The 22,023-nt window shown below is 57.9% G+C and carries 23 protein-coding genes and 1 tRNA gene; 2 read left to right on the forward strand and 22 right to left on the reverse strand.

Going from position 1 to position 22,023, the window contains the following annotated elements; genetic code table 11:
- Window positions 1–2: 2 nt before the first annotated feature.
- The 3 genes from PG871_RS18570 to PG871_RS18580 form a co-directional block, all read right to left on the reverse strand.
- Window positions 3–1,067: an HlyD family secretion protein gene (locus tag PG871_RS18570; RefSeq protein WP_270732167.1), complete on the reverse strand. Its 1,065-nt coding sequence runs from the start codon at window positions 1,065–1,067 to the stop codon at window positions 3–5.
- Window positions 1,064–2,149, reverse strand: coding sequence for an AI-2E family transporter (locus PG871_RS18575; protein ID WP_270732169.1), 1,086 nt, complete (start codon window positions 2,147–2,149; stop codon window positions 1,064–1,066). Before PG871_RS18575 ends, PG871_RS18570 begins: the two co-directional genes overlap by 4 nt.
- Before the next feature lie 97 nt (window positions 2,150–2,246).
- Window positions 2,247–2,567, reverse strand: a complete 321-nt coding sequence (locus PG871_RS18580; protein WP_270732171.1) for a potassium channel family protein — start codon at window positions 2,565–2,567, stop codon at window positions 2,247–2,249.
- A 271-nt stretch (window positions 2,568–2,838) separates the two neighbouring features.
- On the opposite strand from PG871_RS18580, the gene PG871_RS18585 reads away from it, so the two are divergent.
- Window positions 2,839–3,150, forward strand: coding sequence for a hypothetical protein (locus tag PG871_RS18585; protein WP_270732174.1), 312 nt, complete (start codon window positions 2,839–2,841; stop codon window positions 3,148–3,150).
- A gap of 232 nt (window positions 3,151–3,382) precedes the next feature.
- Here PG871_RS18585 and PG871_RS18590 read toward each other — a convergent pair.
- The 7 genes from PG871_RS18590 to PG871_RS18620 form a co-directional block, all read right to left on the reverse strand.
- Window positions 3,383–3,457 (reverse strand) — tRNA-Phe (locus tag PG871_RS18590).
- Between the two features lie 79 nt (window positions 3,458–3,536).
- Window positions 3,537–3,719, reverse strand: coding sequence for a DNA gyrase inhibitor YacG (locus PG871_RS18595; protein WP_270732177.1), 183 nt, complete (start codon window positions 3,717–3,719; stop codon window positions 3,537–3,539).
- On the reverse strand, window positions 3,716–4,738 hold the full coding sequence (locus tag PG871_RS18600; RefSeq protein ID WP_270732179.1) for a ribonuclease E/G: 1,023 nt from the start codon (window positions 4,736–4,738) through the stop codon (window positions 3,716–3,718). Before PG871_RS18600 ends, PG871_RS18595 begins: the two co-directional genes overlap by 4 nt.
- 11 nt (window positions 4,739–4,749) lie before the next feature.
- Entirely contained in the window at window positions 4,750–5,325 is a 576-nt protein-coding gene (locus PG871_RS18605) for a Maf family protein (protein WP_270732182.1), read from the reverse strand.
- Window positions 5,326–5,356: 31 nt separating this feature from the next.
- A complete protein-coding gene (gene infA, locus PG871_RS18610) occupies window positions 5,357–5,575 on the reverse strand; it encodes a translation initiation factor IF-1 (protein WP_007205486.1) in 219 nt (72 codons plus the stop codon).
- A 214-nt stretch (window positions 5,576–5,789) separates the two neighbouring features.
- A complete protein-coding gene (locus PG871_RS18615; protein ID WP_270732277.1) occupies window positions 5,790–6,260 on the reverse strand; it encodes an arsenate-mycothiol transferase ArsC in 471 nt (156 codons plus the stop codon).
- A gap of 4 nt (window positions 6,261–6,264) precedes the next feature.
- Entirely contained in the window at window positions 6,265–6,744 is a 480-nt protein-coding gene (locus PG871_RS18620; protein WP_270732278.1) for a UPF0262 family protein, read from the reverse strand.
- Window positions 6,745–6,870: 126 nt separating this feature from the next.
- On the opposite strand from PG871_RS18620, the gene PG871_RS18625 reads away from it, so the two are divergent.
- Window positions 6,871–7,638, forward strand: a complete 768-nt coding sequence (locus PG871_RS18625; RefSeq protein WP_270732279.1) for an SDR family oxidoreductase — start codon at window positions 6,871–6,873, stop codon at window positions 7,636–7,638.
- A 61-nt stretch (window positions 7,639–7,699) separates the two neighbouring features.
- Here PG871_RS18625 and PG871_RS18630 read toward each other — a convergent pair whose 3' ends face one another.
- The 12 genes from PG871_RS18630 to PG871_RS18685 form a co-directional block, all read right to left on the reverse strand.
- Window positions 7,700–9,340 carry an ABC transporter ATP-binding protein gene (locus tag PG871_RS18630; protein ID WP_270732281.1) on the reverse strand — a complete coding sequence of 547 codons (1,641 nt, stop codon included), beginning with the start codon at window positions 9,338–9,340 and terminating at the stop codon, window positions 7,700–7,702.
- Complete coding sequence (locus PG871_RS18635) at window positions 9,337–10,152, reverse strand: ABC transporter permease (protein ID WP_270732283.1); 816 nt, start codon at window positions 10,150–10,152, stop codon at window positions 9,337–9,339. Before PG871_RS18635 ends, PG871_RS18630 begins: the two co-directional genes overlap by 4 nt.
- Before the next feature lie 10 nt (window positions 10,153–10,162).
- The gene (locus PG871_RS18640; RefSeq protein ID WP_270732285.1) at window positions 10,163–11,119 is read right to left on the reverse strand and encodes an ABC transporter permease; all 957 of its coding nucleotides are present in this window, start codon (window positions 11,117–11,119) and stop codon (window positions 10,163–10,165) included.
- A 1-nt stretch (window position 11,120) separates the two neighbouring features.
- A complete protein-coding gene (locus PG871_RS18645; protein WP_270732287.1) occupies window positions 11,121–12,704 on the reverse strand; it encodes an ABC transporter substrate-binding protein in 1,584 nt (527 codons plus the stop codon).
- 286 nt (window positions 12,705–12,990) lie between these two features.
- Window positions 12,991–14,979 (reverse strand): CocE/NonD family hydrolase, encoded by a 1,989-nt coding sequence (locus PG871_RS18650; RefSeq protein WP_270732289.1) that lies wholly within the window; start codon window positions 14,977–14,979, stop codon window positions 12,991–12,993.
- Between the two features lie 73 nt (window positions 14,980–15,052).
- Window positions 15,053–15,688: a trimeric intracellular cation channel family protein gene (locus PG871_RS18655; RefSeq protein ID WP_270732291.1), complete on the reverse strand. Its 636-nt coding sequence runs from the start codon at window positions 15,686–15,688 to the stop codon at window positions 15,053–15,055.
- Window positions 15,681–17,075, reverse strand: a complete 1,395-nt coding sequence (locus tag PG871_RS18660) for an FAD/NAD(P)-dependent oxidoreductase (RefSeq protein ID WP_270732293.1) — start codon at window positions 17,073–17,075, stop codon at window positions 15,681–15,683. The genes PG871_RS18655 and PG871_RS18660 overlap by 8 nt, the downstream gene beginning before the upstream one ends.
- Entirely contained in the window at window positions 17,062–17,376 is a 315-nt protein-coding gene (locus PG871_RS18665; RefSeq protein WP_270732295.1) for a 2Fe-2S iron-sulfur cluster-binding protein, read from the reverse strand. Before PG871_RS18665 ends, PG871_RS18660 begins: the two co-directional genes overlap by 14 nt.
- Window positions 17,354–18,463 carry an NAD(P)/FAD-dependent oxidoreductase gene (locus tag PG871_RS18670; RefSeq protein ID WP_270732296.1) on the reverse strand — a complete coding sequence of 370 codons (1,110 nt, stop codon included), beginning with the start codon at window positions 18,461–18,463 and terminating at the stop codon, window positions 17,354–17,356. Before PG871_RS18670 ends, PG871_RS18665 begins: the two co-directional genes overlap by 23 nt.
- A 307-nt stretch (window positions 18,464–18,770) precedes the next feature.
- Window positions 18,771–20,045, reverse strand: a complete 1,275-nt coding sequence (locus PG871_RS18675) for a bifunctional folylpolyglutamate synthase/dihydrofolate synthase (RefSeq protein WP_270732298.1) — start codon at window positions 20,043–20,045, stop codon at window positions 18,771–18,773.
- Between the two features lie 61 nt (window positions 20,046–20,106).
- Window positions 20,107–21,072, reverse strand: a complete 966-nt coding sequence (gene accD / locus PG871_RS18680; protein WP_270732299.1) for an acetyl-CoA carboxylase, carboxyltransferase subunit beta — start codon at window positions 21,070–21,072, stop codon at window positions 20,107–20,109.
- A 60-nt stretch (window positions 21,073–21,132) separates the two neighbouring features.
- The gene (locus tag PG871_RS18685; protein ID WP_270732300.1) at window positions 21,133–22,014 is read right to left on the reverse strand and encodes a CPBP family intramembrane glutamic endopeptidase; all 882 of its coding nucleotides are present in this window, start codon (window positions 22,012–22,014) and stop codon (window positions 21,133–21,135) included.
- Window positions 22,015–22,023: the final 9 nt, after the last annotated feature.

Raw genomic sequence — 22,023 nt, forward strand, 5'->3', positions numbered from 1 at the left:
CTTCAATAGGCATAAGAAATATAGGCCACAGACCGGATGTATACGCGGCCGAGAAAGTTCAATATCGGACGTTCTGTAAGGTAAAAAATGACATCGGCCTGCCCGTTTAGTTGAAACTTCAGGTCGTCCTCATCATCGCCTTCTTCATAGCCTGGTAGAACAATTCGAACCGGAAATCGTTCCGCCTCTCGCATGAAGCCTTTGGTTGTTGGCGCGCTGGCCAAATCGCCTACGGTGTCCGCACCACTGACCGAAACTGCGCCACTAAAGCTTTCGATACGCCCTTTGACGACGCGGCCAGGGTGCATGTTGAGCACAACATCGACCGTATCGCCGACCTTGGCCAGCCCAAGGTTGTTTTCAGTCATGTAAGCCTCAACCCAGACATTTCGCGCATCCAGGAATGTCAGCAGGTCGCTACCCGACCTTGCATAGGTGCCGGGTGCGACCAGAAGATTTGAAACCACACCATCTGATGGCGCCTTAAGCTCGGTTCGTTCCAGATTTAGGTTAGCTTCAGCCAATGCGGCTAGAGCTTTCTGAATCTTGGGGTTTTCCTGCCCTTTCTGTCCGAGTTGCTGTTTGGCGCGCTCCAGGTCGGCTTGCGAGCTTTCCAACTCGGCTTCCGCCTCCATGATCTGTCCCCGCGCATCATCTGCTTTGGAGAGGGCGATCAATCCTCTTTTTTCAAGTGCGAAAACTCTCTGGGCCTGCAAGCCCAGGGTATCAAGATCTGCACGCGCCCGCGCCACTCTGGCTTGGGCGCCGCTGACTTCGGCGGATGACGCGCCGACATCCTGTGTAGCGGAAGCCAACTCTGCCTCGGCCTTGGCCTTATCGATCTCATAAGGTCTACGGTCGATCCGTACCAAGACCTCACCCGCATAGACAATTTGCCCGTTTTCGACCAAAACCTCGGTAACGGTGCCGCTCACTTCCGGCACGACCTGCGTCGCGATCACTTTGACACGCGCATTGCCTGTGAAAGGCGTCATTCTGTCGGCAGCGATGTACCAAATCAGGAAAATCGCCAGAAAACCTACGCTCGACCAAATTGTCTTTCTCATGACGTCTGTTCCGTTGTTTCGTCTACATCTTCTTGTTCTTGGTCGCCATCAATCCAGGCTTTGAACAACTCATAGAAAACCGCGAACAGCACTGGCCCCATGAATATCCCGATCATGCCATAAGCCATCATACCGCCGATCACGCCAATCAAGATAACAAGCATGGGCGTTTCCAATCCCTTGGAAATAAAGACTGGGCGTAGAAAACTATCCATAATTGCAGTAGGAACTGCAAGCACAGTCAAAACGAGTGCCGCCCCTCCGGACATCGAACTCCACGCATAGATCACAACAGGTAAAAGCACCAATCCGGGTCCAACCTGAATGATGCTCAGGATCAACGAGATCAGCGCCAGTGTTGCCGCCGAGCTAAACCCGAACGATGCCAAAAGAAGCCAGACGACGAAGGCCTGAATGGCGGCCACGCCAACAACACCTTTAGTAACATTGCGGATTGTGGCGCCTGCCATAAGGATAAACTCGCCGCCACGTGGTGCAAAAACGCGGTTCGCAAATCGCTGAACACCCGCCACAAGGGTTGGGCCGGGTTTCAGAAGGGCCCCCATAATGATCGCTGAAAGCGCCAATCCCAAAAGCCCAAGACCAAGTCCAACGGCCTTGCCCAGAACGGCCTGAAGGATTGCGATAATCTGCTCACTGTAGGTTTTCAAAGCCCCATCAAGGTTTCTTTCAAACATCGACCAGACTTCGCTCGCCTTTTGGCCAAGCAGAGGAATCTCACTCAGACCTTCTGGCGCTGGTGGCACCTTAAGCGTCCCTTCAGACAAACCCGTTGCAAGCTCTGAGCCCAGACTTGCCGAACTCGACACTGCCGAAGCTAACGGCCCAAGGGTTATGGCCAGACCGATCAGAACAAAGATCGCCGAAACAAGAGATTTGCGACCTCCCAGCCTTTTTTGAAGTCCGTCAAAAGTTGGATAGAGGGCTACGGCAAGAATAACCGCCCAAATTAGGACGCTCGCCAATGGGGTGACCATGACAATTGCGCTGTAAATAAACAGCCCCAAAAAAACCATTCGAATGGCCATGTCGACAAATTTGGCTTCCTGATTGGTTGACATAATTACCTCCGTTTTTATTGCCCATGTGTTTGGGAAATGGACCATTGTGTCGTTTGGTGCTCAATGGTCTCTGTTAAATTGAGTACTGTAGTTTGATTTAGGCCTTGCCGTCGTCGTCCCGATTTTGGGTTATGATAGCGTCGGCAAAAGTTGTTGCGGCAGCTAAAAAAACGCCCAGGCCGATGATCAGATAAAACATTGTAAAGATTTTTCCAGCAGCGGTTTCCGGCGAGAAATCCCCGTAACCAACTGTGGAAATGGTAATGACAGAAAAGTAGATTGCGTCGAGCCAACTCCACCCCTCAACAAATCGGTAAAACACACTCGCCCAAACCACCATTCCTAAAGTGACAGCAAGCAGCCATTTCACGCGACCATCACTCAGCGCAACCCCAACGCCGCGGAGCATTATTTTCATAGAATTCACACCCAGCCCTCCTGACTTGTTTTTGCAGTGCTTCGTTTTACGATAGCCCACGAGGCACTGGTATCGTTGGAACCCGACTTGCGCTCAAAGTTTGGGCCAGCTCGAACCCAAAGGCGCAGGTCAGATACACTATATTGTGATCACTCTGCCACAGCATTCCGATTTGTCGAGTTTTTTGAACCACTGTTGATTAGATTGATGGGATGACGTGCCCAAGTTGAGAGGGCTTAGGCAACCGCAATATTCTTCGCTGAGACCTCCAATGGGCAAAACCTCAAAACGAGTCAGGGCTTTCTCGGAGGTCCCTGAGGCGCGGTTTCCTTCTAGTAACTTCGCGCTGCTGAACAATTGGAAACCGGAAATCTGCTGTGGCGAGAAAGAGCAAACACTGCAGCTGCAAATGATCTCTGCGTTCGCAACCGCGCACGTACAAATGGCTGCAAAGTCCCGCCCAGTCGACATCCAACCCATGAACTTCACGGCGCTCTACACCAATGGCAGCGTCTCACGCAGCACTGCAGGGTTGGCTTTACTGTTTTGTCGGCTGAAGGCCCAACTTTGCAAACGCCGCTAACTGCGCATAAACGTGATTGGTGCATTCCACAGTGAGTGTCTGCTATCCGCCCACTCACGTATCGCACCCTCAAACTCCATTTTCCATAATGCGGATGCGACACTTGTCGAAATTCTAAGTTTTCAGCGGGTGGTCAGAATCGAACGCCAGAAAACTGCAAAAAATGCGGAGAAGGCAAACTGCATCGGAGGCTTATCGGGCACAAGCGTAACGCGCTGAAATTGGATAAAATTGGTGCCCGGGGGCGGAATCGAACCACCGACACGAGGATTTTCAATCCACTGCTCTACCCCTGAGCTACCCGGGCACGGGTGAACGTTCAACGTTCGGGTTGCGGCGTTCTATGTCACGCTCGGCATGGTGTCCAGAGGGATTCGCGAAATAATTCAGTGCAAACGTGACGCCTGCTTTTCCATCTCTTCCATGGCTTCCTCCGCCGCTTCTGGATCCTCGGATGCCACCGCATATGTGCCGTCAAACCACTTGCCCAGATCGATATCTGCGCAACGCTTTGAACAAAACGGGCGATACCTCTCAACGGCATCTTTTTTGCAGATCGGACAGCTCATTTTAGAACCTCCCGCAATTCCTGACGGGCCTTTTTGCGTTGCAATTCAAAATGTCCAAGAGGCGTCCAACCCACAAGGGTCGTGTCGATCGGATCACGTTTGAACGCCGCGCGCAGCGCACTTTCAAATCCGCGCCGGTCCTTCTTTGGCATTGGCGCCAAGTCCAGCACCACCTGCCCGCCAAGACCGCGCACACGCAAAGCCCTTGGAAGCGCGCGCGCGGCCGCAAAATTGGCCTTGGTGCCAGCCGCCGGCGAAGTATCTCTGCCGGTGTTCACATCCACCGCCACCAGGGCGCGGGTTGGCTCTACAAACAGGCTCACACCACCATCCAGCGAGACGCGACTGCCTTGCGCATCCTCCAGCGCGTCCAACACGCCGTGGGTATCAAAACAGCCTGCATCCGTCACCACCTCTGCCGGTTCGGACCAGTCGCGCCAAGCCGCCACGTGCGGGCCGTCGCCATCAATCAGCTTTTCTGCTGCGCCTTCAGCGTCCGCCAGGACCTGCTCGGCGAGATCAAGCATATTGGCGATGTCTTCGGCGATCTCGTCTCGATCCGCCCCCTCGCACGCAGAGCGCAAGATGAGCCCCACGCCATCTTCACGGGAGACCTCATGCGCCACCTCCAGAATGCGATCTCGCTCGTCATCCTCATGAATAGACCGACTCACATTGATCCCCGGCGCATCCGGCGTCACGATCACATACCGGCTCTTGAACAACACTTTCTGCGTCACCGGAATCGCCTTGCCCGGCTCCGCGTATCCTGTCACTTGCACCAGCATCACGTCACCCGGCGCCAGCCCTTTGACCTGCCGCAAAAACACGTTGCCGTCCGGGGTTTTCAAAAACATTCCCCCCTGCCCTTTGACAGGCCGGTCCGCAACCGCGCGATAGATCGTCCCGGGTCGCGGCGCATCGCCTTCAACCAGCAGGTCGTCCAATTGTCCGTCCACCATCAGAGCCGCGGCCTCGCGCCCGTTGATCTGGTCGAGAATAATCTGACGTCCCTTCATTGGCGTCCCTTTCAGTCTGATGTGTAAAGCGGAAAGCCTGCCGCTTGCAGCAGGTTGGCGGTTTCCGCCACTGGCAGGCCCATAATGGCCGTAAATGATCCGGAAATCCACGGGATGAACGCGCCAGCCGGACCTTGAATGGCGTATCCACCGGCCTTGCCTTGCCAATCATCTGTAGCGAGATAGGCAGTGAGCTCGTTTGAGGAAAGCCGCTTCATCTTGACGACGCTCTCCACATCCTTTTCCCAGATGTGATCACCCGTACGCACGGCAACAGCGGTCACAACCCGATGTCGACGCCCCGACAGCGCGTTCAGGAATTCAGCAGCTTCAGCAGCATCGCGTGGTTTGCCCATGATCCGACGCCCCAGCGCGACAGTGGTGTCCGCACACAGAACAATCTCATCAGGCGCGGCGGCCACCGCCAGCGCCTTTTCATGTGCAATCCGCCGGCAATAGGGCCGCGGCAGTTCACCTTTGTGGGGGGTCTCATCAATATCGGGCGGGCGGATGTCATCCGCCACCACACCGATTTGTGCCAGCAATTCCCGACGGCGCGGGCTGCCGGAGCCAAGGATCAATTTCATCCCAAGCCTCGCTTTCGCCCGCGCAAGGCGGTTACTTAAAGCGGTAGTTGATCCGACCCTTGGTCAGATCATATGGCGTCATTTCCACCTGAACTTTGTCGCCAGCCAGAACGCGGATACGGTTCTTGCGCATCTTGCCTGCCGTATGTGCGATGATCTCATGGCCGTTTTCCAGCTCGACCCGAAATGTCGCATTTGGCAGGAGTTCCTTTACGACGCCGGGAAATTCGAGCAGTTCTTCCTTGGCCATGGTCTCTCCTTCACATTGCACCCGCTTGGTGCGGGCTGCCCCTAAATGGGACCAATAACGGCGATATACAAGGGGATTCTCAGCGCGTTTGTTGGAATGTGACCTGACCGTCACGCAGGTTTCGGCGGTCGCTTGCCGGCTTTGATCTCGTCACACTCAAATTCTTCGACGAGGATTTGGTCACAACGAATTTCAACAACGTGGAATATTTGACTTAGGCGGCTCCTGTGCCCCACCGTTCCTTGAGTTGTGCCACGATGGCATCACGCGATCCACGATAGGCCGCGAGCCGAGCGTCACGCCCGTCACCTGCCCCCGTCGGATCAGATATCGGCCAAAACTCCAGCTCCGTGTGGTAATACTGCGTCAGCCGCTCCGCCTCCGCTTTACTTGCTGGCGTCAATGCCACAACTAGGTCGAAAGACGACAGTTGATCGCCGCCCTTTTCCATTTCGTCAAAGCTGCGCGATTGATGGCGGGCCAACTCAACACCGATTTCCTCACAGACCGAGATGGCAAACCCGTCGATCTCCAGATCCGAGTGAATGCCCGCCGACTGAACATAGACGTCCGTGCCATACAGCTTTTTCATGATGCCCTCCGCCATCGGCGAACGCACTGAATTCTGGTCACAGCAGAATAGAACGGACTGCGGCAAAGGTTTAAAAGGCGTCTCCTCCGACATCGCCTCAGCCCCCGAAGTGCAGCACGCAAATCAGCGTGAACAACCGCCGCGCTGTGTCCGTGTCGACCTCGGCCTTGCCTTCAAGCCGTTCCTGCAAGACGCGCGCGCCCTCGTTGTGGATACCACGGCGCGCCATATCGATTGTTTCGATTTGGCTTGGCGGCAGGTTTTTCACAGCGTCGAAATAGCTTTCGCAGATCGCCCAGTAGTCTTTTACCACCTGGCGGAACGGCGAAAGGCTCAGGTGGAATTCTGCCGCCTTGTCGCCTTCGTCCACCTTCACATCAAACACCAGCCGCTTGTCGCGGATCGACAGTTCAACGGCGTATGGCCCCTCGGGGACGACACGATCATCACGCACGGGCAGCTTGAAACTGTTCTCCTCCAACAGATCAAACACTGCGACCTTGCGTTCTTGATCGATCTCCGGCGTCGGAGGCGGCAGGTTTCGATCATCGATCTCGATGCGGGCGATATAGGACATGGCTGTCTCGCTGGCAGATGTTGCAATGCAGCATGACTATCCCAGCCGGCGCTTAGGAGCAATGCAGAGCTTGACTTCGCCTCTTTTGCCCGCAACCTCGCCGGACCACAATCAAGCGAGGCCAACATGTCTGACCTGCCTATTTTCGACCTCTCGGGCCAAAACGCCCTTGTCACAGGAAGCTCTGACGGGCTTGGTTTTGCGGCCGCCGAACTTCTGGCCAAGGCAGGCGCACATGTCTGGATCAATGGACGGGACAGCGCACGCTGCGACGCGGTCGCTGCCGAAATCTCTGCCAAAGGTGGTAAGGCCACTGCTCTGCCGTTCGATGTGGCAGACGAAGCCGCCGCCGACGCGGCCTTCGCAACGTTGGCCAAGGCGGGCGGGCTCTCAATTCTTGTGAACAATGTCGGCATGCGCGACCGCCGCACTTTGCAGGAATTCACACGCGATGATCTGCGCCGTTTGATGGACGTTGACCTGATTGCGCCTTTCCGGTTGTCCCAACGCGCAGCCGAGCAAATGGCGCCCAACGGGTATGGGCGCATCGTGAACATCTCCTCGATCGCCGGCCTGATCGCCCAATCCGGTGACGCCGCGTACACGTCTGCAAAGGCAGGCATCAACGGCATGACCAAAGCGCTCGCTGCCGAACTTGGCGCCCAAGGTATCAACGTCAACGCCGTCGCACCGGGCTACTTCAAGACCGCCCCGAACGAGGCCGCCGCCGCTGATCCAACCGTCACCGCCAAACTCAAAGCCGCCTCGGCGCTGGGGCGGTGGGGAGAGCCCGCCGAACTGGCCCCAGCGATCCTGTTTCTCGCCTCACCCGCCGCAAGTTACGTCACCGGCCACATCCTTGCCGTGGATGGCGGCTACACCAGTCACTACTAGCAAAAACAAACGCCCCGCAGAAACTGCGAGGCGTTCAATATTCTTACTGTGGAATGCTGCCTTAGTTGCCGGCGCTTTCCATCTTGCGATTGGCGATAACATCTTCCAGCCAGCCCAACTTCATCTCCGGCACGGAGCTCAGCAGAAGGTCGGTATAGTCGTCAAACGGCGGGCTTAGCACGTCGGTCTTACCGCCATAGCGCACCACTTCACCCTGATACATCACCGCAATACTGTCGGCGATGGCCTTCACCGTCGCCAGATCGTGGGTGATGAACAGATAGGCCACATCCTCAACCTTTTGCAAATCCAGCAACAGCTTGAGAATGCCGTCCGCCACCAGCGGATCAAGCGCGGATGTCACCTCGTCACAGATGATCAGCTTGGGCTTGGCTGCCAACGCACGCGCAATACATACACGCTGCTTTTGTCCGCCCGACAGCTCCGCCGGATAGCGGTCGATAAACTCGACCCCCATCTCGATTTCATCCAGCAACTCGATGATGCGATTGCGCTTCTCTTCGCCCTTCAGGCCGAAATAAAGCTCCAGCGGACGACCAATGATCGTGCCTACGGTCTGGCGCGGGTTCATCGCCACATCGGCCATTTGATAGATCATCTGCAACTCGCGCAGATCTTCCATATCGCGGCCCGCCAAATCGATCGACAGATCACGCCCCGCAAAATGCACGCGGCCTTGCTTTTGTGGCAACAGTCCGGTGATCACGCGCGCCAGCGTCGATTTGCCGGAGCCACTTTCGCCCACCACAGCCAAGGTCTGACCGGGATGCAGCTCGACGTTGATGTTTTTGAGAACATCAAAGTTCGTGCCTTTGTAGCGCGCGGTGATGTTTTGCACCTTGAGAACCGGTTCTGGCGTCGGCTCTTTTTCCTCGTGTGAAATCGAACGCACCGACACGAGGGCCTGTGTGTACTCTTCCTGAGGGTTGTTGATGATCTGATCCACAGAGCCGTATTCAACCATGTCGCCCATCTTGAGCACCAAAATATCGTCACTCACCTGCGCCACAACGGCGAGGTCGTGGGTGATATAAAGCGCCGCAACACCGGTGTCTCGGATGGCTTCCTTGATCGCCATCAGAACGTCGATCTGCGTGGTCACGTCCAGCGCCGTAGTTGGCTCGTCGAACACCACCAGATCCGGTTCCGGACACAGCGCCAACGCCGTCATACAGCGTTGCAACTGACCACCCGATACTTGGTGCGGATAGCGATTGCCGATATTTTCCGGATCCGGAAGGCCCAGTTTTGCGAACAACTCAATCGCTCGCGCCTCGGCCTCTTTCTTGGAAAACTTGCCCTGCAGGATCGCAGCCTCAGTCACCTGATCCATGATCTGTTTTGCGGGGTTAAACGACGCCGCTGCGGATTGGCTGACATAGGTCACCTCGCCGCCACGTAAGGCGCGAATATCGCCGAGACCGGTCTTCAGGATATCGCGCCCGTTTACCCAGACTTCGCCGCCCGTGATCTCGACACCGCCACGGCCATAGGCCATCGCCGAAAGGCCAATGGTCGACTTGCCCGCACCGGATTCCCCAATCAGACCAAGCACTTTGCCCTTTTCCACCTCAAAGCTAACGCCATGCACGATTTCGATGTCATGCGGCTTTTCACCGGGTGGATAGACTGTCGCGCCAATTTTCAGGTCACGGACTTTTAGAAGCTTATCGTCGCTCATCCGCGGCCCCCTTTCAGCGATGTGGTGCGGTTGAGAATCCAATCCGCAACGAGGTTGACGCTGATGGAAAGCGTCGCGATGGCCACCGCAGGATAGAGCGCTGCGCCGATGCCATAAACGATGCCGTCAGCGTTCTCTTTCACGATGCCACCCCAGTCGGCTTGTGGCGGTTGCACCCCAAGACCAAGGAACGACAGCGTCGACACAAACAGAACCATAAAGATAAACCGCAGGCCCATCTCGGCCACCAGCGGCGACAGGGCGTTTGGCAGGATTTCACGGAAGATGATCCACATCCGCCCCTCGCCGCGCAATTTGGCGGCTTCGACATAGTCCATCACGTTGATGTCCACAGCCACAGCGCGCGCCAATCGATAAACACGCGTGCTGTCCAAAAGCCCCATAACGACGATCAGAACCGGTACGGTCACCGGCATCACCGACAGAACCACAAGCGCAAAGATCAACGACGGGATCGACATCAGCAAGTCGACAAACCGGCTCATGGCCTGATCTGCCCACCCGCCAAGTACGGCAGCCAGGAAGCCCAGAATGGAGCCTGTTGAAAAACTCAGGATGGTGGCTGCGGTCGCGATAAAGATCGTTGTGCGCCCACCGTAGATCATCCGACTCAGCAGGTCGCGACCAAGGTTGTCGGTGCCCAACAAAAACTCTGATGATGGTGGCAACCACACATCACGGCTGACCACTTCGGCCATGCCATAAGGCGCAATCCACGGTGCAAAAATCGCGACAAAGAAATACGCGAAGGTGAAGATTAGCCCGATAAGGGCAGCAATGGGTATTCTCATAGCTTTTCCCCTATTTCGGATGCCGCAAGCGCGGATTGGCGACGATGGACACAATGTCGGCGATCATATTCAGGCCGATGTACACGGCCGCAAAGATCAGACCACAGGCCTGCACCACCGGAATGTCGCGCTTACTCACGTGATCCACGAGGTATTGACCCATGCCCGGATAGGTAAAGACCACTTCGATCACCACCACGCCTACGACCAGATAAGCCATGTTCAGCATGACAACGTTTACGATGGGGGCGACGGCGTTTGGAAAGGCGTGCTTCCAGATGATGTTGAACATCCGCAGGCCCTTCAGCTCTGCGGTTTCAACATAGGCCGACTGCATCACGTTCAAGATCGCAGCGCGTGTCATGCGCATCATGTGCGCCAACACAACAAGCGTAAGAACCGCCACAGGCAACGAAATTGTGTGCAGCTTTTCACCCAACGACATAGAGTCGTTGATCGTCGTGACCGACGGCGCCCAGCGCAAACGCACCGAGACGACAAAAATTGCCACATAAGCGATGAGGAATTCCGGCACCGAAATCGACGCCAGTGTGACGGCCGAGATCACTTTGTCCGGCCAGCGTTCGCGATAGCGCACGGCGATAAGGCCCAGCAAAATCGCGAGAGGCACGGAAATGATGGCGGCCCAGAAAGCGAGGAACATTGTGTTGCCAAGGCGTTTGCCAATGGCGGTTGCGATGTCTTGACCTGAGGCCAGAGACGTCCCGAGATCACCTTGCAGCACACCTCCCAGCCAATTGAAATAGCGTGCGACCGGCGGTTCGTTCAGCCCGAGATCCCGGCGCAGGTTGGCAAGCGCTTCAGGTGTCGCGGATTGACCCAGAATGGATTGTGCTACGTCTCCTGGCAGAATGATCGTGCCAGCAAAGATCAGAATCGAGACGAGAAAGAGCAGAAGAAGGCCCAGCGCGATGCGCTGGACCAGTAGTTTCACAATGAGTGGCATATTAACCTGTCACCCACATGCGCACAGGCGCATAGCTGTTCATCAGGGCAAAGCCCTTGGCGTTTTCAACCCAACCCGCAACCTTGTCGTTGTGAGCGTCGATGAAATCGTTGAACATTGGGCAAATCAGACCACCTTCGTCACGCTGGATGGCACCCATGTCTGCATACATCTGAGTACGCTTCGCCAGGTCCAATTCGGCACGTGCCGCGATCAGCAACTGATCGAATTGCTCGTTCTTAAAGCGTGTGTCGTTCCAGTCAGCTGTCGACAGATACGCTGTGGTGTACATCTGATCTTGCGTTGGACGACCACCCCAATAGCTGGTGCAGAACGGCTTGTTGTTCCAAACTTCAGACCAGTACCCATCGTTAGGCTCACGCTTGATTTCAAGCTCGATGCCAGCACCTGCCAGCGATTGCTGGAACAGAGCCGCCGCATCAGGAGCGCCCGGGAACGAGTTGTCCGACGTGCGCAGCAGAACCGAACCGGAATGGCCGGATTTTTTGAAGTGATGCGCCGCTTTCTCCGGATCATACTCACGCTGCTCAGTTTCAGTGAACATCGGATAAGATGAGTTGATCGGGCTGTCGTTGCCAACAGAGCCATAGCCAAACAGGATCTTGTCGACCATTTCCTGACGGTTGATGCCGTGCTTCAGCGCCAGCATCAGGTCCTGATTGTCAAACGGTGCCGTATCGGCATGTGCGATAAACACATAGTGGCCCGGACCGCTTGTGGAGGCGACAGTGATGCCCGGTGCGCGAGCAACCAGACCGGCGGTGCGCGGAGGCACGCGGTCGATCATGTCCACCTGACCGGACTGCAATGCAGCAACGCGGGCGGTGTTGTCGTTGATCACAATCAGTTCAATGGTCTGTGCGTGGCCGATGTCACCCCAGTAGTTCGGGTTTTTCTCAGCGACAAAACGCACGCCCATGTCGACTTCTTTTAGGACATATGGGCCTGTACCGATCGCTGCGTCCGGTGCGGACTTGCCGCCACCCGGCTGTACGATCAGGTGATAGTCCGCCATCAGGTAAGGCAGGTCGGCGTTGGCGTTGTTCAGCTCGATGATCACATTGCGACCGTCGGTGCGCACATCTTTGATGTCCCGCAGCAGGCCCAGCGCACCGGATTTGGTGTCTTCACCAGCGTGGCGATCCAGAGTTTCTGCAACATCCGCTGCAGTCACTTCCTGACCGTCGGAGAAGGTCAGGCCCTGACGCACAGTGAAAGTCCAGGTTTTCGCGTCCGCGCTTGCTTCAAAGCTTTCGGCCACTTTGCCGTCGATGCCACCATCGTCAGCAAGCTCAACCAGCGGCTCACCCCACAGGCGGATCAGCATCAGCGCAACCTGGTTGGTTGCCAGCGCTGGATCAAGACTGTCAGTGGTCGATCCACCCTGCAGACCCATGCGCAATGTGCCGCCTTTTTGCGGACCTGCGGCCATAACAGCGCTGGACATCATGGTCGTCGCAGCAGCAGCTGTCAGACCCAATGCGCCGGCACGACCGACAAATTCACGGCGGGTCAACAGACCCGTCGCAGCACGGCGACTGAGATATTTCAGTTCATCATTCATAGTTATACTCCCTATTGAATTCTTGTTTTTCTACATGCTGCGGTTCGCCCGCGGTACAAAGCAAGGAAAAAGTTAAATGGTCGGCCAAGATTTTCGCCGCGTCGTTTCCGACGCTGAACTCACCCTTCGCCATCCCCCTAAAACCGGCGCATCATGTTCTGATTCCGACAGTAGTGTCGGTTTTCGGCTTTGGCGACCCTAACACGACGTAATCAGGGATTTTCTCGCTAAACGAGAGAATCTGAAAGGACATTCTTGAAAAACGGCGGTGCACGGTCGCCACCGCTCAGAGGCGCGGGATCTGCGCATTCCATTCTTTGTAAAAGGCGTAATCCCCCTCCCCCGAGGTGCGCAGGCTGGCAGTCACTTCGAAACAGTCGTCCAGACCGGTCATGGTCACATGGGCCTCAACGGTCACTGCCCAACCGCCGCGCGCCATGCGCCGCTCCCACCGGAAATCCGCCACCGCCGAAGACGCATCGTCCTCTTGAATGCTAAACCGTTCCTGATGTTTGATCCGATGCGACAACCCTGTCGAAAGATCCTCTTCGATGCCGGTGTCGCTTGCAATTTCAAGTGTCACGCTGCGATCAGAGGCATCCCGGATCACCCGTTTGGCTTCAGTACCCTCGCTTAGCATGCGCGTCTCTCGCTTGGGGGCCGCCTTTGGCGGCTCAAAAGCCCACCCTTCGCCCATGCCTTCAGGCAAAACAGGCAACGCCAACGTGCCACTATCCACCAGTAAGGTAACGGGCTTCGCCTCTGGCCACACGAACGGCCAATAGCTGGTCGAAATCGCCACCCGCAACTTGTGTCCCGCAGGCAAACGATACCCGCACTGATCCAACACAACCGACACATCCACCATGCCACCCACCGGCATGTCGACCGCTGCCTCATGCCCGCCTCGATGACGTAGGTTTAAGAACCCATGCGAGATCAAAGCGCTGCTGCCATCCGGCGCCACATCACACAACCGCACCGCCACTTGCGCGCGTGGCTGATCGCTCGCCAGACGCAGTTTCACCGTTGGCGCACCAACGATATCGCAGGCCTGTTGCGCCACAGCTCCATCAAAACACAGGCTCAGGGCATCATCCATGCGCTGATCATCGGGCAATTCTCCGGGGCCAAAGCCAAAGGGAAAGAATTCGCCGGCTGCCTGTCCACATGCCAGCGCCGGATAGGCTTTGCGCTGCACCGGTCCAGCCTCCGCCGCCAAGGCCTCAGCGTTAAAATACAAGATCTCCGGCTTGGGTCGCGCCGACCAATCGTCCAACGCCACCCAGCGCCCGGGCCGGTGATCATAGCTCACCTTCGGCGGCACACTGTCCATCACCCAAAGCCGCATGTCGGGCAGGTCTTCGACACCGTTCTCGATCCCTTTGAGCCAGCGATCCCACCACCGCAGCATCTCGCCCAGAAAATCAATCCGCGGCTCAGGCACGGCAAAATGCGGATACTTGTGGTTCCACGGCCCGATCAGCCCTTTGACCGGCGCATCAAGATTTTCCACCAAATGGGCAATCGTGTTGCGATAGCCGTCGTGCCAACCGCCCACGCTCAACACGGCGGCAGTGATCGCGCTGTAGTCCTCGCAAACCGAACCGTGTTTCCAATAATCATCCCGCAACTGATGCTCTGCCCAGCGCCCGACCAGAAACGGCGTGTCGTCCAACCGCTCTTGCCACATGTCCATGCCGCCCTCGCGCACGATTTCGGGGTCCGGTGGCAGCGCAAACCAGCTCAACACCGTCGCAGCCCACGCCGGATTTTCGCCCAGCATGATGCCGCCCTTGTAGTGAATATCGTCCGCATACCGGTCCACCGTCGAGCATATCGAGACAACGGCCTTTAGTGGTTCAGGACGCAGTGCTGCAATTTGCAAACCGTTAAAGCCGCCCCAGCTGATGCCCATCATCCCAACTGTGCCCGAACACCACGCCTGCGCCGCCAGCCAGTCAATGACCGCCACACCATCGGACAGTTCCTGTTCGGAGTATTCGTCGTCAAACAACCCCTCGCTATCGCCGGTGCCGCGCATATCAACCCGCACACAGGCATAGCCGTGCCCCGCCATATAAGGATGGGTCAGCGCGTCACGTTCAGCGGTGCTGTCGCGCTTGCGATAGGGCAAGTATTCCAGAATGGCGGGCACCGGTCCCGCGTCTTTGGGTCGCCAGATCCGCGCGGACAACCGCACGCCGTCAGGCATCGTGATCCAGACATGGGGCTCTTCTGTGATTTCATACGGAAACTCTGTGACATGCTGCATGGCTGCGCTCTCCCAACGACCTCTGTCGCCAGCTTTGCCGCAACGCACAGAATTTTCTAGGGATTTCTACCGCTCACCCGTCCAATGTACTTTGAGCCTTCATATCCATACGCGCTATCACGATCAGCCGCACCAGCAGCATTCCGAGGAAACACACCCCTGACGCCACTTCCTCGCCAATCCAGTCATTCAGGACGAGATAGGTCACCCCACCGATCAACGAGATTGTGGCGTATAGATCTTCTTTCAACACGGACGGCGTCACGTTGCACAGCACATCGCGGATCATTCCCCCAACGGTGCCGGTGATCACGCCAATCACCACGGCAATCGCGGCATGTGTCTCCATCTCCTGAGCCACGCGCACCCCAACCAGTGTGAACAACGCCAACCCCACGGCGTCAAACTGCATCAACAGCCGCAACCGCTTGCCATTGCCTGTCGGCAAGCGCGTCGACACGTAAAACATCACCACAGCCACGGGCACCGCAGTGTACAAATAGGTCAGGTCGGTGATCCAGAAAACCGGCATGCGCCCCAACAGCATATCCCGCACCGTGCCTCCGCCTACCGCAGTGGTCACGGCGATCACGGTTGCGCCAAACAAGTCCAACTCAAGCCGCGCGCCCTGAATCGCAGCCGACGCAGCCATCACCGCGGTGGCAATCACCGTCAACACAAACATCAATGTCGGGAGCTGCTCAATCATCCTCTGATCCCTCAGCCTCTCGCCGCATACCGGCCAGCGCACCAAGCGTCACCGGCTTGATCGGCGGTCGCGCGTTAAGCGTGCCGATCTCATCAATCTTGGCATCGCTTTCCCGCACAACAATTCGTGCCAATGCCGCTGCGCACATGCGCCCCTGACACCGACCCATTCCAGCCCGCGTGCTCACCTTGACGTGGTTGATCCCCGTCGCACCGTCCCGAACTGCTTGTCGCACCTCACCGGCGCTGATTTCTTCGCACCGGCACACCGTGACGTTGTCCGCCGGAGCCAGTGCGGCCGCGTAAGGCGGGAACGCCTTTTCAATCAACGGTCGCAAACTCAACTCGAAATCCCGCTCTTCAATCCACCCCGACGTTCGACGATCCCGTTCCGGGCTATGCACAAAGCCCAAATCGTGGGCAATGGCCAACCCTGCGATCCGCCCTGACAATTCTGCCGCCCGCGCGCCGCCGATCCAGGCGCCATCTCCGGCCACCCAGACGCGTGGCACCTCGGTGCGGCCCCAGCTATCGCAAACCGGCACATGCGCTTGGATTTTGTCACTCCAGATATGAGGCACCCCCGCCGCGCGGCTGGCCTGCACATGGGGCACAACCCCGTGATGCAACAGCGCCGCATCACAGCTCAATTCCTGCCGCCGCCCGCCGCTAGAAAAACTCACGGTATCCACGCGCCGCTCCCCCAACAGCGCAACATCAGCGCAGGCCATATGGCGGGGAACACCCGCGTTGCGCAGCTCGTTGAGGTCAGCAAGGCTGCGTTGGATATACCGCCCTGCCCGCAACATCAGCCGCCACATCAGCAACGCCCGCCGAGAATCCCGACGCTGTCGCGTCTCGACCAATGCCACAGGCGGCGCCCCCGCGCGCAACAACTGCACGGCGACCAAATGCAACAACGGCCCGGAGCCGACGAGCACCGCGTTCTCAACCGCCAAACCAGATTGTTTGAGCATAATCTGTGCCGCCCCGGCGCCCATCACACCCGGCAACGTCCAGCCCGGCACCGGCATCGGTCTTTCAATCGCGCCCGTGGCCAAAAGCACGCAACGTGCCCCGATCTGACGCGCCCCGTCCGGCGAGTTCAACGCCAGTTGCCCTTTCTCGATCGCCCAAACCGAATGACCCGAGAAATGGGTGATCGCCTCGTGGTCAATGCCTTCTACCAGCGGTACCCCGCGGAGATACTCCTTGCCAAGCTGCGCGCCATAGGTTTGCGCCGCTTGGCCCACGTTGCGATAAATCTGCCCGCCAGCGCGCGGCTGCTCGTCCACGAGCGCCACCTTCAGCCCCGCTTCGGCCGCCTCGCGCGCCGCCGCCATACCGGCCGGACCGGCGCCGACAATTGCCAGATCAAAGCGATGCATACGGGCCCTCCCGCCGCTGCCGCGCCGGACGCAAATCCATGCCGGCCCGCACTTGCACCATACAGGACTGCTGTGACACGCCGTCCACCTCAAGCAGGCAGTCAAAACAGATGCCCATCATGCAATACGGCGCTCGCGCGACCCCTTGATACGGAGTTTGCCGGAAACCATCGATCCCCGCCGCCAGCAACGCCGCCGCAAGGTTGTCACCTTCAGGCAACATTAGGGCTTCCCCGCCGAACTGCACCTCCACCAAAGGCGCATCCGGTGTCAAAGATTTAAGCCGCAAACCGGGTTTCACCAAATACCTCCAGATCGGGCGCAGAATCACGCCGCAAAAGCCATGATGGCAATGACATCGCATGAACTGCAGCCAGCGTGACGCCGCTGTGACAGCTGATGAGAAACGCGCCCGGACACGTCGGGCTTTCCTGATAGATCGGCAATCCGTCCGGCGACATCACCCGCAAGGCACCCCAAGCCCGCAATACCTGCGCACGGGCCAAAACCGGATAGGCGTCCACCGCCTCGGCTGCCAGTTTCGCCATCCCGTCCAGCGTCACTCGCCGGTCCATTCCGACGTCTTCATTCGTGGCCCCGATCTGAATACCGCCCGCGCGGTCCTGACGGGCAATCAGCGAGGGCCGTCGGATCAACGGCGGCAACTTTTCAGTGATCAGGATCTGACCACGTTCGGGGCGCAAGGGCGCGGCAAAACCCAGACCTGGCCCCAACTGCGCCGATCCCAATCCTGCCGCCAAGACAACCTTGGCCGCCTGAATTTCCGCGCCATCCGCGCATGTCAAACGAAACCCCGCGTCCGCCGCGCCACGCGCCGCAACGTCCGTGACAGCTGTGGCGCCGATGATCCTCCCGCCTCGTGCCACCACCGCAGCCGAAAGCGCTTTGATCAAAGCAAGCGGGTCCACATGCCCGTCGCCATGGTGCAAAATCGCGGCTGCCACCTTGGGCCCGACCTCAGGCTCTTCAATGCTCAGCGTTTCAGGCGTCAATACCTCAAAAGGGTACTCTGCGCCCAACTCAGCCTGCAGCGCCTCATGTTCGGTCACCGCGTCTGCAAGGCTGTCGTCGTTGAAATGCAGGTCCAAGCCGCCGTCCTGCCGCAGCCCGACGTCTACGCCGCTTGTCTCTTTCAATCTGGCGGCAAAACCCGGCCACAAGTCGGCACTTTCTTTGCTCCACCGCGCGTATCTCGGCTGGTGAACACCTTTCCCCTGCAACCAGATCAGCCCGAAATTGCCGCGGCTCGCCTTGGGGTCTGCGTCACTGCCGTCCAGCACGACGACGCCCTGGCCCGCGTCAAGCAGACCCAGCGCCACCGACAGGCCGACAATTCCCCCTCCGACTATGGCAAAATCCGCGTCCATGCGGGACTCCTGCAATAAACTGTTCTCAATCTGATTACGTTAGTGGAGGTTGCCCCGTGGGCCAAGGTTGTCCAGCCACGCCGCGCGGATCTGGCCCCAAAAATTTTCGGGGGGCCTGATGCCCCCCGTTTTCTTGCCTGCCTGTCCCGATAAGTCCGAGGTCTTCCGCATTTTGATTTTTTGCTTCGGAAAACCCGCGTTGGGAGGACTATAGCGCCACCGATTCGAATCAGTCAACTGGGTGATTCGCAAAAACGAATCGCACTAGATAAAAATGGACGAATCGCCTGCGCAATTTGTCAGCCGTTCAGCCGTTAGACCGCAGCACATGCCCTGCCAGATACAGCGACCCACAAATCAGCACCCGCGCGTTTGGGTTTTGCGCAACAATGGCAGCCAAAGCCGCCTCGACGCCGTCCGCTTCCTGCGCCGTCAATCCTGCCGCTTGTGCAGCCGCCGCCGTTTCCGCAGCGCTCAGCGTGGCCGCCTCTCCGGGAATGGGCACTGCGTGCAACGCCTCGGCCTGCGCCGCCAAAGGCGCCATATACCCGCCAACGTCTTTTGTGTTCAGCATGCCGCAAATCAAAAAGGTCGGGCGTTTGGGCAAACTGGCCAGATGTGCGCCCAGCGCCTCACCCGCCGCGGCATTGTGCCCGCCGTCCAGCCACAACTCCGCATCCGGCGCGGCCTCAACCAATGGTCCTTCCCGCATCCGCATCATCCGCGCAGGCCAAAACACATCGCGCATTGCTGCCTCACAAGCGGCCTCATCGCAGCCAAGATGGCGCAACGCCGCAATTGCCGCGCCCGCGTTCTGGATTTGATGCGCGCCCGGCAGGGCTGGCAATGGCAGATCCAAAAGGCCGGTTTCATCCTGAAACACCAGACGCCCGCGCTCTTCCCACACGTGCCAGTGCTGACCATAAGCAATCAGTGGCGCGCCCAGCTTCGATGCTGTCGCCTCGATCACATCCATCGCCTCATCCGGCTGCGGTCCGACAATCACCGGCACACCGCGCTTGATAATACCCGCCTTCTCGGCAGCGATTTTGGCAACGGTGTCGCCCAGAAACTGTTCGTGGTCTTTGCTGACCGGCGTGATCACCGTAAGTTCGGGCGCATCAATCACATTGGTCGCATCCAACCGCCCGCCAAGGCCGACCTCTAGCAACGTGTAATCCGCCTTGCTGCGCGCAAAGGCCAACAAGGCTGCACAGGTGGTGATCTCAAAATAGGTGATGTTTTCGCGATTGTTGGCCTCCCAACATTCGTCCAGCACCTCGGTCAGATGCGCCTCGCCGATCAACGTGCCAGCCAGCCGGATGCGCTCATGAAACCGTGCCAAATGCGGACTGGTGTAGGCGTGCACCGACTTGCCTGCCCCTTCCAGCCCCGCCCGGATCATCGCCTGCGTGCTGCCTTTGCCATTGGTGCCCGCCAGATGGATCACCGACGGCAGTTTGCGTTCGGGATGGTCCAGCGCGCCAAGCAGCCGCCACATGCGGTCCAGCGTCAGATCAATGATCTTCGGATGCAGCGCCAACATGCGAGCGAGGATGGCGTCGGAGGTGTTTTCAGTCATTGCCCACTCTTTTACGCACGGCTGCAACACAGGTGGCGCCGCCTCAGGGGCGACGCCGCCTTTATGCCTTCGCTTCAGGCTTATTCTTTTTCACGTCAGCTTTCGGCGCTTCGGCCTCAGCCCCGTCTGCACCGTCTTCAACCATCTCAGGTGACGGCAGATCGCCTTTGACCGCTGGCGTCATGCCCATCAACATGCGGATGATGGTGACCAGTTCGTCTTTCATCTTGGTGCGATCAATCACCCGATCAAGCATCCCGTGATCCAACAGGTATTCCGCCCGCTGGAACCCTTCCGGAAGCTTTTCGCGGATGGTTTGTTCGATCACCCGCGGACCGGCAAAACAGATCAACGCGTTGGGTTCCGAAATATGTACATCGCCCAGCATCGCATAAGACGCGGTCACGCCGCCAGTTGTCGGGTGGGTCAACACAACGATATACGGCAGGCCCGCTTCTTTCAGCATCTGAACGGCAACCGTGGTGCGCGGCATCTGCATCAAAGACAGAATGCCCTCCTGCATCCGCGCGCCACCTGCAGCCGAAAACAGCACCAGCGGGCGTTTCAGCTCCACGGCACGCTCAGCAGCCGCAATGATCGCGTTGCCGACATACATGCCCATGGATCCGCCCATGAACGAGAAATCCTGCGCTGCCGCCACAATCGGGGTGCGGCCCATTTCGCCTTCGGCCACCAGCATGGCTTCTTTTTCGCCGGTGTTCTTTTGCGCCGTCTTCATACGCTCGGGGTATTTCTTGCTGTCGCGGAACTGCAAAGGATCGGTCACCGGCTCTGGCACAGCAACCTCGACAAATGCACCACCGTCAAACAATGCCTCAAACCGCGCCCGCGGCGTGATGTGCATGTGATGGCCGCATTGGGTACAGACGTTCAGATTGCCCGCCATCTCGCGGTGAAACAACATCGTGCCGCAGTCGCCGCATTTGGTCCAAAGATTGTCCGGTGTCTCGCGACGCGAGAAGATCGAGTTGATCCGCGGACGGACATAGTTGGTGATCCAGTTCATGCGATCAGGCCCTCTGATAACGTTGGGGCATGAAATAAGACGACCCGCGACGAATTGCAATCAGCGTCGCAGGGCAATCCGCGCCGTCAGCCACAAACACACCATGCTCAGGAACTCAAACGGCATCATGGCTCCCATGACCTCGGCATTTCCGGGTCCATAGGGCAGATGAAACAGTGCCAGCCCGCCAAGCTCGTCTTTGAACCCAACCACACAGAGCGACATGAAATTGTTCAGCATGTGAATCGCAATCGCCGGCCCCAAAGTCCCGGCCCGCGCAGTGATATCCGCCATCATGGCGCCAAACACGGTCGCCCAAAGCGCCACCAGAACCGCCGTATCGCCATAAATTTCGGGCGAATAGTGCAACAGGCCGAACAACACGCTCGGAACGCCCATCCAGACCAACGGCGATCGGCTTTCAGCCGCCAGCTGACTTTGCAGATAGCCGCGGAACACCAACTCCTCGGCGCCACATTGAATGGCCAAAAGCACCAGAGACAGCGGCAGTAAAGCCACCCAATTGCCCAGTGGCATAACCTGCGTCACCGCTCCATCGCCGGGAAAAGGTATCAAAAACAGGACAGCTGCAAGCAACAAACAGTATTTGCCGACCCGCCACGCCTGTGCCATCGCCAGCGATTTTGGCCCAACCAGACTGGCCAGATCGCGTTTATGCAGCAGCCCGATCACCATCTTCAGCGCCAGTATAAGCGTGCCAAAGCCGCTCATCAGGATGGCCATGTTCAATACCGTCCCGCCGCGCAAAATCGCGTCGATGTCTGGTTCAACCGGCAAGACAGAAGCCGTGAACACCACCCATATCAGCAAAAACGCGAGATAGAGCGCGATTATGATCACTACTCCGGTGCCAAGCCGCAACAAACCGCGCCGCGCGCGAGCCGGGGCCACAAGGGCATCAAATGCTGCATAAGACTTCATGTCTTTTTC

Origin of the sequence: Shimia sp. Alg240-R146, assembly GCF_947331465.1 — a bacterium.
Classification (GTDB): Bacteria; Pseudomonadota; Alphaproteobacteria; order Rhodobacterales; family Rhodobacteraceae; genus Shimia.

Coding starts and splice junctions, on each gene's coding strand:
- PG871_RS18580 (WP_270732171.1), bottom strand. CDS start 2,567: ATGAAAATAATGCTCCGCGGCGTTGGGGTTGCGCTGAGTGATGGTCGC.
- PG871_RS18615 (WP_270732277.1), bottom strand. CDS start 6,260: ATGTCGGAGGAGACGCCTTTTAAACCTTTGCCGCAGTCCGTTCTATTC.
- PG871_RS18675 (WP_270732298.1), bottom strand. CDS start 20,045: ATGACTGAAAACACCTCCGACGCCATCCTCGCTCGCATGTTGGCGCTG.
- PG871_RS18660 (WP_270732293.1), bottom strand. CDS start 17,075: ATGCATCGCTTTGATCTGGCAATTGTCGGCGCCGGTCCGGCCGGTATG.
- PG871_RS18605 (WP_270732182.1), bottom strand. CDS start 5,325: ATGAAATTGATCCTTGGCTCCGGCAGCCCGCGCCGTCGGGAATTGCTG.
- PG871_RS18685 (WP_270732300.1), bottom strand. CDS start 22,014: ATGAAGTCTTATGCAGCATTTGATGCCCTTGTGGCCCCGGCTCGCGCG.
- PG871_RS18575 (WP_270732169.1), bottom strand. CDS start 2,149: ATGTCAACCAATCAGGAAGCCAAATTTGTCGACATGGCCATTCGAATG.
- PG871_RS18630 (WP_270732281.1), bottom strand. CDS start 9,340: ATGAGCGACGATAAGCTTCTAAAAGTCCGTGACCTGAAAATTGGCGCG.
- PG871_RS18645 (WP_270732287.1), bottom strand. CDS start 12,704: ATGAATGATGAACTGAAATATCTCAGTCGCCGTGCTGCGACGGGTCTG.
- accD (WP_270732299.1), bottom strand. CDS start 21,072: ATGAACTGGATCACCAACTATGTCCGTCCGCGGATCAACTCGATCTTC.
- PG871_RS18585 (WP_270732174.1), top strand. CDS start 2,839: ATGGGCAAAACCTCAAAACGAGTCAGGGCTTTCTCGGAGGTCCCTGAG.
- PG871_RS18625 (WP_270732279.1), top strand. CDS start 6,871: ATGTCTGACCTGCCTATTTTCGACCTCTCGGGCCAAAACGCCCTTGTC.
- PG871_RS18620 (WP_270732278.1), bottom strand. CDS start 6,744: ATGTCCTATATCGCCCGCATCGAGATCGATGATCGAAACCTGCCGCCT.
- PG871_RS18595 (WP_270732177.1), bottom strand. CDS start 3,719: ATGAGCTGTCCGATCTGCAAAAAAGATGCCGTTGAGAGGTATCGCCCG.
- infA (WP_007205486.1), bottom strand. CDS start 5,575: ATGGCCAAGGAAGAACTGCTCGAATTTCCCGGCGTCGTAAAGGAACTC.
- PG871_RS18670 (WP_270732296.1), bottom strand. CDS start 18,463: ATGGACGCGGATTTTGCCATAGTCGGAGGGGGAATTGTCGGCCTGTCG.
- PG871_RS18570 (WP_270732167.1), bottom strand. CDS start 1,067: ATGAGAAAGACAATTTGGTCGAGCGTAGGTTTTCTGGCGATTTTCCTG.
- PG871_RS18655 (WP_270732291.1), bottom strand. CDS start 15,688: ATGATTGAGCAGCTCCCGACATTGATGTTTGTGTTGACGGTGATTGCC.
- PG871_RS18640 (WP_270732285.1), bottom strand. CDS start 11,119: ATGCCACTCATTGTGAAACTACTGGTCCAGCGCATCGCGCTGGGCCTT.
- PG871_RS18635 (WP_270732283.1), bottom strand. CDS start 10,152: ATGAGAATACCCATTGCTGCCCTTATCGGGCTAATCTTCACCTTCGCG.
- PG871_RS18600 (WP_270732179.1), bottom strand. CDS start 4,738: ATGAAGGGACGTCAGATTATTCTCGACCAGATCAACGGGCGCGAGGCC.
- PG871_RS18650 (WP_270732289.1), bottom strand. CDS start 14,979: ATGCAGCATGTCACAGAGTTTCCGTATGAAATCACAGAAGAGCCCCAT.